Source organism: Rhizobium herbae (genome assembly GCF_019511375.1).
Lineage (GTDB): Bacteria > Pseudomonadota > Alphaproteobacteria > Rhizobiales > Rhizobiaceae > Pararhizobium > Pararhizobium herbae_A.
This window is the reverse complement of the sequence record NZ_JAEUAO010000002.1, coordinates 1,216,896-1,231,729: the sequence shown is the minus strand read 5'-3', so window position 1 is coordinate 1,231,729 and position 14,834 is coordinate 1,216,896. Positions and strand designations below refer to the sequence as shown.

The 14,834-nt window shown below is 58.7% G+C and carries 11 protein-coding genes; 8 read left to right on the top strand and 3 right to left on the bottom strand.

The window, feature by feature from the left end:
- Nucleotides 1-873: tetratricopeptide repeat protein (locus JNB71_RS13190; protein ID WP_220372199.1), on the bottom strand; the 873-nt coding region annotated here is incomplete at its 3' end.
- A 533-nt stretch (nt 874-1,406) separates the two neighbouring features.
- Between JNB71_RS13190 and JNB71_RS13185 the strand changes: the two genes are divergently transcribed.
- From JNB71_RS13185 to JNB71_RS13150, 8 genes are all read left to right on the top strand, one after another.
- A complete protein-coding gene (locus JNB71_RS13185; protein ID WP_220372198.1) occupies nt 1,407-2,675 on the top strand; it encodes a nucleotide sugar dehydrogenase in 1,269 nt (422 codons plus the stop codon).
- 10 nt (nt 2,676-2,685) lie between these two features.
- Nucleotides 2,686-3,945 carry a glycosyltransferase family 4 protein gene (locus tag JNB71_RS13180; protein WP_220372197.1) on the top strand — a complete coding sequence of 420 codons (1,260 nt, stop codon included), beginning with the start codon at nt 2,686-2,688 and terminating at the stop codon, nt 3,943-3,945.
- 7 nt (nt 3,946-3,952) lie between these two features.
- Nucleotides 3,953-5,134, top strand: a complete 1,182-nt coding sequence (locus JNB71_RS13175) for a hypothetical protein (RefSeq protein ID WP_220372196.1) — start codon at nt 3,953-3,955, stop codon at nt 5,132-5,134.
- Nucleotides 5,131-6,447 (top strand): lipopolysaccharide biosynthesis protein, encoded by a 1,317-nt coding sequence (locus tag JNB71_RS13170; protein ID WP_220372195.1) that lies wholly within the window; start codon nt 5,131-5,133, stop codon nt 6,445-6,447. The genes JNB71_RS13175 and JNB71_RS13170 overlap by 4 nt, the downstream gene beginning before the upstream one ends.
- A complete protein-coding gene (locus JNB71_RS13165) occupies nt 6,435-6,926 on the top strand; it encodes a serine O-acetyltransferase (RefSeq protein ID WP_220372194.1) in 492 nt (163 codons plus the stop codon). The genes JNB71_RS13170 and JNB71_RS13165 overlap by 13 nt, the downstream gene beginning before the upstream one ends.
- A 19-nt stretch (nt 6,927-6,945) precedes the next feature.
- A complete protein-coding gene (locus JNB71_RS13160) occupies nt 6,946-8,040 on the top strand; it encodes a glycosyltransferase family 4 protein (protein ID WP_220372193.1) in 1,095 nt (364 codons plus the stop codon).
- Between the two features lie 73 nt (nt 8,041-8,113).
- A complete protein-coding gene (locus tag JNB71_RS13155; protein ID WP_220372192.1) occupies nt 8,114-8,908 on the top strand; it encodes a GDSL-type esterase/lipase family protein in 795 nt (264 codons plus the stop codon).
- Nucleotides 8,909-8,946: 38 nt separating this feature from the next.
- Entirely contained in the window at nt 8,947-10,854 is a 1,908-nt protein-coding gene (locus JNB71_RS13150; protein WP_222857253.1) for a heparinase II/III family protein, read from the top strand.
- 122 nt (nt 10,855-10,976) lie between these two features.
- Here the strand turns inward: JNB71_RS13150 and JNB71_RS13145 are convergent, their stop codons facing one another.
- Nucleotides 10,977-13,298 carry a Tex family protein gene (locus JNB71_RS13145; protein WP_220372190.1) on the bottom strand — a complete coding sequence of 774 codons (2,322 nt, stop codon included), beginning with the start codon at nt 13,296-13,298 and terminating at the stop codon, nt 10,977-10,979.
- Nucleotides 13,299-13,424: 126 nt separating this feature from the next.
- Entirely contained in the window at nt 13,425-14,681 is a 1,257-nt protein-coding gene (locus tag JNB71_RS13140) for an SAM-dependent methyltransferase (protein WP_220372189.1), read from the bottom strand.
- Nucleotides 14,682-14,834: the final 153 nt, after the last annotated feature.

The following is a 14,834-nucleotide window of genomic DNA, read 5'->3' as shown; positions in this document are numbered from 1 at the left end:
ACCCTGAACGCCCTGCTCGTAATAGCCAAGCGCCTTGTGGCGATCGAGGCCGAGAGCCTCGCCCTGTCGGTAAAGGTCACCGAGCCTAGCCGCCGCAGCTGGCCTGCCCTTTTCAAGCGCTTTCGTAAAGAGATCGATCGCTTTGGCGATATCCTTCGGAACAAGCTTGCCGTCACGATAGATGTTGGCGAGGCCGATCATTGCGCCGGCATCGCCAGCCTCAACGCCCTGCCGGTAATAGCCGACGGCCTTCGCGGGATCGAGGCCGACCTCGTCTCCCCTGAGATAGAGCGCCGCCAGCGCCGACACCGCCCAAGTGCCGCCGGCGGCGATGATCTCCTCATAGAGCGCAACAGCCTTCGGAATATCGCGACCGACCAGCACGCCTTCGGCATAGAGCGCGGCCATGCCTGCCTTGGCCCCGGCATCGCCACCCTGAACGCCCTGCTCGTAATAGCCAAGCGCCTTGTGGCGATCGAGGCCGAGAGCCTCGCCCTGTCGGTAAAGGTCACCGAGCCTAGCCGCCGCAGCTGGCCTGCCCTTTTCAAGCGCTTTCGTATAGAGATCGATCGCTTTGGCGATATCCTTCGGAACAAGCTTGCCGTCACGATAAAGATCACCCGCCGCCACTGACGCGACCGGATCGCCTTCTCGAGCCATGGCCTCGATGCCGGCAACCGCGGATGTGAGGTCATCCCCCGCCTTTGCCGCCTTTATCGTCGCCAGGAACGCCTTCAAAGACCGCTGCTCCGGCGTGTTTGCCGCATTTTGCTCCTTGCTGTCTTGGTCTTGTTGCGAAAAGGATGGAGCGGCGCCAAAAATTGCCAATCCAAGCGCGCAGCCTGCAAGAATGGATTTGTGATCCAGTATCATGGTAAAACCCCGCCGGTTCAATGAGAGCAAATATAACTTTGACGCGCAACTAGTATTCTTGAAGTATATTTATAATCTGAAAATACAACGGGAAACCGTTATGTGAATTCTGTTTATATTTCTTTTAAACCACCAACTTTGCCAATAGACAATATGCAACTTATGATTTATTATCATGCGTCGCTTCGCTGACCGCGAGTGTCCGCTTTCTGCGTCACGCCCTGACTATTTCATCTCGCACGTGCGAAATAGCCCCTATGAAATCGTGTTTAATTATGTGAAAACACTTACAGGGACGCAAGCCAATACGGGCCACTAAAGGCGTTCAGAAATAAATTTTAGTTTATCGCAGGTTGTTAAAAATACCCAAAAATGGGTCTGCGAATGAATACCGACTGGTGTATCGTCGGGGCCGTTTAGGCCAAAGCATCTGAAGCAAGCCGTTGTTTTAAACGGTGAATCTTATTTTTTTATTACAGTCGAATGCTCTCTGCCTTCGACTGAAAATTTTTAAAACTTCAAAGGAATATTGCATGAAAATAGCAATCTTCGGCCTCGGTTACGTGGGCTTCACCGCCATGTGCTGCATTGCAAAAGAAGGCCACCACGTCGTCGGTTTCGATGTCAGTGAAAAAAAAGTGAACCAAATCAATCAAGGTATCGCGCCAATCACCGAACCGGGCGTCGATATCCTGCTGCGCGAAGGCCTGGAAGCCGGCAGGATTTCCGCCCATACCGAAATCAGGCGCCATCTCAACGAATGTGACATGGCCATCGTCTGCGTCGGGACCCCCAGTGCCCCGGATGGCTCGCACAACATGACCTATATCGCCGAGGTCACGCGCCAGATCGCCGCCGCCGTCGGCCAGAACAGAACGTCGCCGCTGACCGTCGTCTATCGCTCGACCATCCGTCCGGGAACGGTCGAAGGGCTGATCGCGCCGATCTTCGCCGCCGAACTGGGCGAGGCTTTCGACCGCTGCATCGAGCTTGTCTACAATCCGGAATTCCTGCGGGAATCCTCGGCCGTCCAGGACTATTTCGATCCGCCCAAGATCGTCATCGGCACGGTCGACGGCAAGCCGAATGCGCGGATGGATGAGCTCAACCGGAATATCAAGGCGCCGACCTTCTACGTGCGCCTCGGCGAATCCGAGATCACCAAATTCGTCGACAACACCTGGCATGCCGTCAAGGTCGCGTATGCCAACGAGATCGGCCGCATCTGCCTGCAGCTCGGCCTCAGTGCGGCCAAGGTGCACGAGATCTTCGTCTCCGACACCAAACTCAACATTTCGCCTTACTATACCCGGCCCGGCGGCGCCTTCGGCGGCTCCTGCCTGCCCAAGGATGTGCGCGCGATGCAATATATCGCCGCCGATTGCGGCGCCCATACGCATCTGGTCGATGCGCTCCTGCGCTCCAACGAGGCGCACAAATACCGGCTGTTCCAGCATGTGACGCGTGACCTGGCGCCGGGCTCCAGGGTTCTGCTCGTCGGCCTCGCCTTCAAGGCGGAGACCGACGACCTGCGCGAAAGCCCCAATATCGACCTTGCCCGCGGATTGCTGCGCGAGGGCTACAAGCTGTCGATCTTCGATCCGGCGATCGACGCGACCAAGCTCGTCGGCGCCAATCTGGGCTACGCCTATACGCAGATTCCGACTTTGTCGCAGTTGCTGGTAACGAAGGAAACCGCCGAGGCGACGACCTACGACCGCGTCATCACGACCAATCTCACCTACAGGAAGATCAACCTCGAGAAGAATGGCGATATCGTCAATCTGAACTCTCTTTCCTGAGGAGGCGGCGATGGACACGGCCCCTCTGAACAGCAACACAGCCACCCACGCCCGCACCGAGGCCGTCTCCGGCGCTCTTTCCGGCAGAAAGGTGCTGATCATCGTCGAAAACCTGCCCGTGCCCTTCGACCGGCGGGTGTGGCAGGAGGCAAGGACCTTGCGTGCCGCCGGCGCCGAAGTCGCCATCATCTGCCCGACCGGCAAGGGCTATACGGCGCGCTACGAACATCTCGACGGTATCCACATCTACCGCCACCCCCTGCCCCTCGATGCCGGCGGGGCACTTGGCTATTTCCTCGAATACGGCGCGGCGCTGACCTGGGAAACGTTCCTCGCCTGGAAGATCCTGTTCCGCCACGGCTTCGATACGCTGCACGGGTGCAACCCGCCGGACCTGATCTTCCTCGTCGCCTGGCAGTTCAAGCTCATCGGCAAGCGCTATATTTTCGATCATCACGACATCAATCCGGAACTCTACGAGGCCAAGTTCAACAAACGCGGCTTCTTCTGGCGGCTGATGTGCCTGTTCGAATGGCTGACCTTCAAGACGGCGGACACCGTCATCTCGACAAACGAGAGCTACAAGAAGATTGCGATCGAGCGCGGCGGCAAGCTGGCGAAGGACATCTTCGTCGTGCGCAGCGGCCCGGACCTTTCCCGCGTCAAAGCGGTGGCGCCGAACCCGGCGCTGAAGAACGGGCGCGAATTCCTGGTCGGCTATGTCGGCGTCATGGGCGATCAGGAAGGTATCGACCTCTTGCTCGAGGCCGCGCGTCATATCGTCTATGGTCTCGGGCGCAAGGATATCCAGTTCGCGCTCGTCGGCGGCGGCCCGAGCCTTGTCGCGCTGCAGGCCATGTCGGAAAAGATGGGCCTTGCCGACTATGTGACCTTTACCGGCCGCGCGCCGGATCAGACGCTGTTCGAGGTGCTGTCGACCTCCGACGTCTGCGTCAATCCGGATCGCGTCAACCCGATGAACGACAAGTCGACGATGAACAAGATCCTTGAATACATGGCCGTCGGCAAGCCGATCGTCCAGTTCGACGTCACTGAAGACCGCTTCAGCGCCCAGGAAGCCTCGCTCTACGCCAAGGCGAACGATCCCGTGGATTTCGCCGAAAAGATCACCGACCTGCTCGCCGACCCGAATCGCCGCACAAGAATGGGCGCTTTCGGCCGCAACCGTGTGGAGACACAGATGGCCTGGACGTACGAGGTGCCGAAGCTGATCGCGGCTTATAAGAATGCGGTCAAAAGGCGGGACTGAAATGTCGATGGCACAGATATCAGCGTCCCCGGAACAAGCCATTGGCAGGCCGGCCAACTACGCCAGCAACTTGGTTGCCTTGGCGACCCTCCTACAATTGCTCCAAATCTTTCTGTTCTTCATCATCGGTCCGGAAATGCGATATGCCCTCGCAGGTTCAGCCACCTGCCTGGTCGCCTTCGCCTGCCTGATATCTCGGCCAAATACCAACTCGACTACCCATGCTTGGTTTTTCATTCTGTCGATGATTTTCTGCTGGGTGCTCGCGGTTGGCAGCGGAGGTGACTTTTCGCCAGCCAGCGCAGCGCAGCAACTTGCCATTCCCCTGTGGTTGATCGCGGGCCTCTCGGTCGACGTGCGGCAATGGCAAAAACACATTTCTGTTGGTCTCGGTCTAGTCGCTTTCTATGCGTTTTATCTGGCAATGACGGGACCGACTTACTCCGTGGGCTACATCGAGAGACCTGCAAATCTAGTCGATTTCGAGGGACCGCATCTTAGCGCCTACATTGTTGGCGGCATATTCTTGTATTATCTCCAAGACCTGAATAAGAGCCCGATCTTTAGTGTCAAAGGCCTGCTGAGGACGCTTGTTATTCTACTCTGCGCGTATCTGATCGTCGAATATCAGGTACGGACAGTCCAGGTTCTAGTTGCAGTTTATCTGGCGTCATCTCCGTTTATAAAATTAAAGATATCTAATCTAGTTAAGATTTCTGCAATAGTGATTGCCCTTCAGTTAGCATTTCTGGCGCTTCTCGTCGCCAGCTACTATCTGGACTTCACCCAATTCTCATCAGGCCGCACCAGCGTTTATGCCGAACGTATAGACATCATCTCGGCGCGACCGCTCGCCACGCTTTTCTTCGGCACAGGAGCTGGGACAGATCTGGTGGTCAGCTCCGCGTGGTGGTGGGATGCTAAGAACTCGCACAATGATTTTCTAAGTGTATTGTACGAACGCGGACTGCTTGGTTTTCTGTCTCTTATAGCACTATTTTCGTCTATCATCTTTACTAGAAGCAAAATTTCACCGCTCGCCTTAAGCATATTCTCCGCATCTGTTCTTAGTAACGGTCTCCTTGCTAGACCTCTTGCGTTTTTTATCTACGCTCTGATCGTTTCACTTAGCCTGCGAGACATCACGGACGGTTCTATAAATACACATGCTCAGAGCACTTCCTTATGAAAACCTTTCTGACAGATAGCGTTGTCGTTCTTTTCTTAAGAATGGCAGGCATTCTTGTAAACTTGGCGATATTCGTCGCCATTGCAAACAAGCTTTCCACAACTGACGTCGGCGCTTTTTCGCTGATATCGACCGTGGCCGTCATCGCGCGATATTTGGGCCCGCTCGGCTTCGATCAAGTGGCGATCAAGATCATTCCCCGATACATCTTGGATAATGACACTGCTTCCATTCAGAACCTTCATGCCAGCTCTCTTGCGTTTATAATTTTCAGCTCGGCAATTGTTTCTGCCCTATCCGTTTTCTTGTACAGCCATGCAACCGAACAATTTTTTCATTTGGGTCTGTACTTCATATTCATTGGGGTCGTTACTTCGTGTGCAATATCAGGTTTGTGCGCAGGAATTCTCCGCGGACACGGCAGAGTCTTCTCAGCATTTCTTCCAGATTCGTTTTTGTCCTATCTCATAACAGCCATCTGCTGTGTTTATCTGGTCTATACAGAGGAACTGACTCTCGAGCGTTCGCTTGTGAGCGCCGCCCTCGGGTATGCCTGCGCGGCATTGCTGCAGTTGGCTTCGCTCGCCAAGATTTCCCTCAAACTCCCGTTTCCGCGGGAATATCGGGCACCCTTTCGCGACGCATTTTCGATGTGGACAGTGCAAGCAGCCAATCTTCTGCAATCCCGCTCAGCCGTTTATTTTGCCTACGTGCTAGGCACGGCAACGACGGCAGCGTTGATGGATACAGCCGCAAGGGTTGCGCTCCTGCCAACGCTCGTCACGTGGGCCATCGGATCGATAGCCGCCCCGCAACTGGTAAAATATTCCGCTCAGAACAAGCGCGGTGAAGTCCAGAAGTTGATCTTAGTGAGCACTTGGGCCTCGTTCATCCCATCGGTTCTCACACTTGTCGTCTATTTTGCCTTCGGAAGATTGGCGCTAAGCACTTTTTTTCCGCAGGAATACCTTCTTTCCTACTGGCCGACCTTGATTTGCCTTGGCGCCATGACCATCAATGCCTCCACGTCAATATGTTCGACATATCTGATATACTCGGGGAAGCAGGCAGTTGTTTTTGCATTCACCGTAATCTCCGCGGCAACATTCTTTATATCTGGTTTTATCATAAGCATATATGACGTATTAATCGGGATATCACTATCAACATTACTTTCAGTCGCCGTTAGAGACTTTGGTATAATGCTGTATCTCGCCCAAACGGAGAAATTATACAGCGGCGTTTGGGATCCGCGAGGGATTTCCCTGTTGGCGACGCTACTGAAAGAGAGGAGTCAACAATGGCTGCCATAAACGAGTTCTACTGTGCCGCACGGCGATCGCAAAAACTCGGTATCCCGCTCATTCCTCGTCTGCTGGAGTATTCCATTCGAATCTTATTCCAAGCCGCTATTCCCGCACGCGCGCAGATTGCGAAATCCGTGTACTTTCATCACAGCGGTCTGGGCGTCGTCATCAATGGCCGTTCAGTCATTGAGGAGGACTGCGAAATCGGGGTGCACGTCGTCTTGGGCGGAAAAGCTCCAGTAGTGGGGGCGCCCTACCTTGAAAGGGGCGTCATCGTGCACGCCGGCGCAAAAATCATAGGGCCGGTACGAATTGGCGCAGGAAGCGTCGTCGCAGCCAACGCAGTCGTCACGACCGACATGCCTGCGAACTGCCTCATTGCAGGGGTTCCCGCAGTCGTCAAACGCTCGGGGGTTGATAACAGCATTTATCGGCATGACGCGCCACCTGTCGCGTCACCAACCGTCAGTGCCGTGAATTCATGACAACGACGAGTTTTTCTGCATGACCAACCGCCCTCTAGATGTCTTGATTGCCACCCCCCTCGGCAAAGGCGGGATGGGGGGCATTGACCGGATTATGGATGAAGTTCGGGCCGTAGCGCGGCGGAAACCGGACGCGCGGGTCCGTGTGAGGTTTAGCACGACACGCGGCCAGGGCAGTATTCTTCTTGCTCCGCTCCATCTGGCTCTGTTCCTGTTACGCATGACGCTGCTGAAAGTCAGCGGGCGAATAGACATCCTTCACATCAACCTTTCCAGCCACGGAAGCGTGCGGCGCAAAACGGTCGCGGCCCGGTGGGCCCGGCTGCTTGGCATACCTTACATCATCCACCTTCACGGCTCCCGTTTCAGGCAGTTCTGGGACGAAAGTCCTGCAAGGCGAGCTGGTGGGATAGCGGCGATGTTTGCATCCGCATCCCGCATCATCGTTCTTGGGAACGTCTGGAAGAGGTTCATTTCCGAAAAGGTTCCGGGAGTCGCGAAGCGTATCGTCATCGTGCCCAACGCCGCGCCCAAACCGGTCCTTGCGCCCGTAAAGGACGAAACCGGCAGCCTGCGCATCCTGTTTCTGGGCAAAATAGGGACGCGCAAGGGTGTGCCTCAACTCGTCGAGGCGCTGTCGATGCTCCCGAAAGATGGTACCTGGCGCGCGATTATCGCTGGTGATGGGGACGTGGAGGAGACGCGTCAGGAAATCGAGCGGCTGGCGCTGTCGGACTATGTCGTTCTGCCCGGATGGGTCGGACCAAGGCAGGTTGCCGATCTGCTGTCTAGGTCCGACGTGCTTATATTGCCTTCCTTCGACGAAAACCTGCCGATGTCGGTCATTGAAGGAATGGCCGCTGGACTTGCTGTGGTCGCAACACCAGTCGGCGCCGTGGAGGATATCATCACACACGGCAAAACCGGTCTGCTCGTGCCGCCCGGAGACGCCAAGGCGATAGCGGCCTCGATCTCGCTGCTCCTGCAGCAACCCCAGATGCGGAACGACTTGGGAGAAAATGCAGAGCGTCTGCACGCGGCCAAACTCGAGATCGGCATGTATTTTGAACGGCTTATCGAGGTGTGGACGGAAACTCTTACGGACAATTCTTAATCAAGTCGCGAAGCGGCCCATCACCCTGATTTCTGATTCTGACCTATTGAATTTGTGATCGCTGGAGAGACCAATGCCTGTTTTACAATCCCGTCCCTCACTCTGGCGATCAAGTCATGCCATCCATATCTTGGTGACAGCAATTGCATGTCTTTTCCTTGGCCATCAGCCTGGCCGTGCGGCAGATGATTGCGACATCTACGAAACACGCATCGTGACGACACCCGCCCCACCGCAATGGGTGCCGACATATCAGCGCTTCGATGTGATGATGGCGCGATTCCCAGCAAAGGCCGAGGTCGTCCTTTTTGGCGACTCCCTGGCCGAAGGGTGGCCCGAGGAATCGGTCAGATCAATTTTTCCGGGCAGCAAAGCCGGCAACCTCGGTGTTGGCGGCGATCTCATTCAAAACGCCCTCTGGGGTCTGGAACAGATGCCTGTTTCCAAGATTTCCCCCAAAGCGATCGTGATGATCCTTGGCACCAACAATCTCAAGGCACGCTCCAAGCCCTGCGCCATCATGGCAGGCCTGGCGAAAACAGTCGAAAAGCTGCATGAAATTTGGCCGCAGGCCATCATCTACATGTTTACAATTCCACCGCGTGGCCAAATCTTCAACGACTTTGAGACTGACCGCCAGGAGGTCAACGCCTTTATCGAAACGATACCATCTCACAGCAACTATGTTCGCGCCGTGAGCGGTTTCGACGATATGATCACATGTGAAATGAGGGGAACCAATCAGTTGCAAGAATGGTTTCCAACCTATTTTCCCGACGTATGCGCGAACTTCAGCAAGGACAACCTGCATTTGAGCCGATCTGGCTATGATGTGCTGGCGAGCATCCTGAAACAAGGAAGCAACTAGCCGTGTCCTTCTCCTGGTACATAAACCGGCTTCGCGCCATGAGCCCGGCTGAGATCGTTCACCGGGTTGGGGAAAAGGCGAAGAAGACACGGGCGCGCGGGCGGCTCGAAGGGTCGAAGCGGTATGTTCTGCCGGGTCCGATGCCGGTGCTGCCGGGCCTTGCGAAAATCCTTGCCGGGGCATCGGAGCCGCTCAGGAAGGAGATTGGCGATGCCGCCCGGTTCATCCTGTCGGGTCATTTCGAGGCGCTCGGCGTCGCCTGGCCGCGGCGCGACCTGTCAAACCAGTTTCCGCCGGAGGTGTGGCGGCTCGATCCCGTTACCGGCGGGCTCTGGCCGGGAGCGGACAAATATTGCTTCGACATTCCCTATCGCCACGAGCGCAAGCTCGGCGACATCAAATATGCCTGGGAATTCAACCGCCTGCAGTTCCTGCAGCCGGTGGCGGCGCATGCATGCCTGACCGGAGACCGCGAAGCGCTGGCGTTCATCGAGAGCGCGATTGCAAGCTGGTATCATGCCAATCCGCCGTTTCGCGGCCTCGGCTGGAATTCAGGCATCGAGCTTTCCTTGCGCGCCATCAGCCTGCTCATCGTTGCGAGCTTCTGCGGATCGTCGCTTTCGCCTGCATGCACCGCGCAGATCCGCGCGATCCTGCATGCGCATCAGGTGTGGATGTCGCGTTATCCGTCGCGCTTTTCGTCGGCCAACAACCATCTCGTCGCGGAAGTCGCCGGCGAGTTCCTCATCGCCCGCGCCATGCCGGAACTGCCGCAGGCCAAGAAGCTCGAGGACAAGATGCGCCGCCTGCTCGCCCGGGAAGTGTCGAAGCAGATCCTCGCCGACGGCGTCGGCGCCGAACAGTCACCGACCTATGGCGCCTTCACGGTAGAATTCGTCCTGCTCTGCAGCCTGGTCGCGAGGCAAAGCGGTCAGCCGCTCGGCCCGAAGGTTGATGCGCGGCTGATGCAGTTTGCCGAATATATCGCCTGGCTTTCCAATGCTGACGGCCGCATTCCCAGCATCTGCGACGACGACGAGGGCCGCGTCATTACGCTGGCGCGACATGAACCCGCCTATGCTGCCTCGGTCGCAGCAGCGGTTACCGGCCATCTGGGCAAGCCACCGGTGGGGCCGCGACCGCCGGAATACGATCTGCGTGACGCGCTTTTCGGCTCCGCTACGACCGGCGGCGCTTTGCCGTCAGGATTGCGCACGTTTGCCGATGGCGGCTATACGATCATCCGCGAAGGCAAGGCCCGCCGTGAACTTAGCATCGTGTTCGATCATGCGCCGCTCGGCTATCTCTCGATCGCCGCCCATGGCCATGCCGATGCGCTGTCGATAATCGTCAGCATCGATGGCGCGCCGCTGTTCGTCGATCCTGGCACCTACCTCTACCACGCCGGCGGCGAGTGGCGGGACTGGTTCCGTGGCACCCGTGCCCACAACACGCTCAACATCGGCGGCGCCGACCAGAGCACGATGTCTGGCTCCTTCAACTGGTCGCACAAAGCCGCCACCACATTGGAAAGCGCGACCGGCGGAGAAAACTGGTCGGTCGTTGCAAGCCACGATGGCTATCGGAAAAGGTTTGGTGCCGAGCATCGCCGCACCCTGTCTTCGACGCCGGCGGGCTTCGCGATCCGTGACGAGCTGACCGGCACCGTTGGCCTGGAGGCGGAGATCGTCTTCCAACTGGCGCCCGAATGGCACGCGCAGCTGAAGGACGGCGCCGTCCTGATTTCGAAAGGCGGGGAAACGATTGCGATCCTGTCCTTCAAGGCGCCCGGGGACATTGCCATTAAGGCGGGTGGCGACATCGGCGAAGGCGGCTGGCATTCCCCGGCTTTCGGGATAAAGGTGGAAGCGGTGCGGATAAGCTGGCGCGGCCTCGTTCCACCGGATGGAGTCACCACCACGCTATCGCTTGTACCGGCGCGATAAAGCGCTGCCCGGCTGCTGCCCCTACGCGCCGCGCGTCGAACCTGTCGCGCAAAGGGGCGCTCGGCATGCTGCATAATTTCCATCCGAATTATGCAGGCAGCAGCCGCGGGCGCCTCAACCCGTCATTTGCGTTTCATGGCCTCAGCCAGCGCAGCGCCGAAAGCGCCCTGCGACGGGGCCTGCGGCTTCGGCTGCGGCGCACGGGCCTGGTGCTGGCGGCCCTGGTGATCTGCCTTTGCGTCGCCTCTCGCCTCGCGGCCGCCTTGCTCTGCGGCGCCGTCCTTGCGCATGGTTAGTCCGATGCGCTTGCGGGGGACATCGACCTCGGTAACGCGCACCTTGACGACATCGCCGGCCTTGACCACCTCATGCGGATCCTTGACGAAGCGGTCGGCGAGCTGGGAAACGTGGACCAGCCCGTCCTGGTGAACGCCGATATCGACGAAGGCGCCAAAGGCTGCGACATTGGTGACGGTGCCTTCCAGCAGCATGCCGGGCTTCAGGTCCTTGATGTCGTCGATGCCATCGGCAAAGGTCGCGGTCTTGAAGCTTGGGCGCGGGTCGCGGCCGGGCTTTTCAAGTTCGGCGAGAATATCCTTGACCGTCGGCAGGCCGAAGCGCTCGTCGACGAAGGCGCGCGGGTCGAGGCTTTTCAGGATGGCGCTGTCGCCCATGATGGCGCGCACATCGCGACCGCAGGCGGCGACGATCTTCTTCGCCACGCCATAGGCTTCCGGATGCACGGAGGATGCATCCAGCGGCTCCTTGCCATTGGGGATGCGCAGGAAACCGGCGCATTGCTCAAAGGTGCGGGCGCCGAGCCGCGGCACCTTCATCAGTTCCCTGCGGCTCTCGAAGGGGCCGGTCGCATCGCGGTGGGCAACGATCGCCTCGGCAGACGATTTGCCGAGACCGGAGACACGGGCAAGCAGCGGCGCCGAAGCGGTATTCAGATCGACGCCGACTGCGTTCACCGCATCTTCGACGACGGCGTCGAGCGAGCGGCTCAGACGGCTCTGGTCGACATCGTGCTGATATTGGCCGACGCCGATCGATTTCGGCTCGATCTTCACCAGTTCGGCCAGCGGATCCTGCAGGCGGCGGGCAATCGAGACGGCCCCGCGCAGGGACACATCGAGGCCCGGGAATTCGTCAGCGGCCGCTTGCGAGGCAGAATAGACCGAAGCGCCGGCCTCCGAGACGATGACCTTGGTGGGCTTCGGTCCCGCCGGCAGCTGGCCGAGCATGTCGGCGACGAGGCGTTCCGTCTCGCGGCTGCCCGTGCCGTTGCCGATGGCGATCAGTTCGATCGCATGTTTGCGCACGAGGCTCGCGAGCTCTGCCTGGGCGCCGCGAATGTCGTTCTTCGGCGGGAACGGATAGACGGTCGTCGTCTCTAGCAGCTTGCCGGTGCCGTCGACGACTGCGACCTTGACGCCTGTGCGGATACCGGGATCGAGGCCCATCGTCGCGCGCGAACCGGCGGGAGCAGCAAGCAGCAGATCCTTCAGATTGCGGGCGAAGACATGGATCGCCTCCTCTTCCGCCCGTTCACGCATTTCGCGCATCAGATCGAGCGACAGCGACATCGACAGCTTGACGCGCCAGGTCCAGCCGATCACTTCCATCAGCCACTTGTCGCCCGGCAGCGTGCCGCCGACGTTGTAGGCGGTGGCGATGATACGCTCGACCGGCTTGACCGGCGAGGTGTCGTCCTGATCGACAACAATATCGACGGAGAGGAACTCCTCGTTCCAGCCGCGCAACATGGCAAGCGCCCGGTGGCCGGCAACGGTTGCCCAGCGTTCGGAGTGATCGAAATAGTCGGAGAATTTGGCGCCCGCCTCCTGCTTGCCGTCGACCACCTTGGCGCGCAAAAACGCGACCTGCCGCATATGGGCGCGCAGGCGGCCGAGCAGGTCGGCATTTTCGGTGATCCCCTCGGCAATGATGTCGCGGGCACCATCGAGTGCCGTCTTGACGTCCGGCACTTCCGCCGTGATGAAGGCCGATGCGCGGTCTGGCGGCGCGACGGAGCGGTCGGCCAGAATAGCCTGCGCCAGCGGCCCCAGTCCGCGCTCGCGGGCGATTTCCGCCTTGGTTCGCCGCTTCGGCTTGTAGGGCAGGTAGATATCTTCCAGTTCCGCCTTCGTCGTGACGGCGGCGATCTTGGCTTCCAGCTCTTCCGTCAGCTTGTCCTGACTGCGGATCGAATCGAGGATCGAGATGCGGCGGGCTTCCAGTTCGCGCAGATAGACGAGACGTTCGGCCAGATCACGCAATTGCGTGTCGTCCAGGCCGCCGGTCACCTCCTTGCGATAACGGGCGATGAACGGAACGGTGGCGCCCTCGTCAAGCAACTCGATGGCTGCAATCACCTGCGCAGGCGCGGCCTTGATTTCCTGGGCGATGAGAACGGCAATGGGCTTTGATGGCAGGGGCATGGCATTCCGTGATCTGATGAGGTGGCAGGGACCATAGAGGCACATGCGATCAAGGCCAAGTGAAGGCGGTCACCAGCCAGCAGGCGTCCACAGAAGGATGAGGCCGTCCCCTGCCCCGCAGGCGGCTCAGAACTCGACCGGCTCCAGCGGCGGACGCGTCTTTTCGAACTCGCGCAGCGCCGCCTCGCGCTCGCCGATATAGTTGCGGGTATAAGGCACTGCGTCCTGCTCGCGCGAAAGCTGGAGCTGGAAGATCAGCAGCTTGTCGTAGATGAAGGCCGTTTCGGACGCCGCCAGATAGAACTCCCACATGCGGAAGAAGCGCTCGTCATAGAGCCGGATCGCCTCCTCCTTGCGCGCCGTGAAGCGGTCGCGCCAGGCCCGCAGCGTCCGGGCATAATGCATCGGCAGGATCTCGATATCCTTGATCATCAGCCGCGCCTTCTCGACTGCCGGCACGACCTCCGACAGGGCCGGCATATAGCCGCCGGGAAAGATGTATTTCTCGATCCAGGGGTTGGTCGCCCAAGGTTTTTCCGCCTGGCCGATCGAATGCAGGAGCATCACCCCCTTTGGCGCAAGGAGCTCTGCCATCTTGCTGAAGAAATTGCCGTAATTGGCCATGCCGACATGCTCGAACATGCCAACGGAGACGATGCGGTCGAACTTTTGGTTCGCCATGGTCCGATAGTCCTGCAATTCGAAGCGAACGCGGCCGGCGAGCCCGCGCTTTGCCGCCCGCCCGCGGGAAACCTTCAATTGCTCCTCACTGAGCGTGATGCCGGTGACCTCGACGCCCGAAGATTCGGCAAGATACATCGCCATGCCGCCCCAGCCGGAGCCGACATCCAGCACGCTTTGGCCCGGTTCCAGCAGCAGCTTTGCGGCGATGTGGCGCTTCTTCGCCGTCTGCGCCTCATCGAGGCTGATGTCGGGCGGATCGAAATAAGCGCAGGAGTATTGCCAATCCTGATCGAGAAACAGATCGAACAGCTTGCCATCGAGATCGTAGTGATGGGCGACATTGTGCCTGTTGCGATTGACCGGAAGGCGGCTTTTGACCTGCTGCTCGGCGACATGCAGAAGGGCGGTGACCGTGTTGCTGACGGTTGCTGCCCGTTCGAGCCCATTGGCCTTCATCATCGAAATGACGTCGAAAATGTTGCCTTCATCGATGACGACGCGCCCGTCGACATACATCTCGCCGAATTTCAGGCCCGGATCGCGCAGGATCGCCTTTTCGGCCTCTTCATCGATCATCCGCAGTGCAACAGGCTCGCCGGAGCCATCACCCAGGACAGCCTGCTCTCCAGAAGAAAGGGCAATGCGCAGATTGCCTTTTTGAACCAGCCGGCGAAGCAGCTTCAGAAATGTCGTGCTCATTCCAGACCTCGACCACAGCCCATCGGATCGTTCCGCTGGATATTCACGGGGTGTCGGTCTCGCGTGTCGCCGGAAAATCCGGGGACGGGAAACCGGAGCTGGAACGCCATTGGCGCCGCCGGAAACAAGCCGGGCTGGAAGCTGTCGTGACAC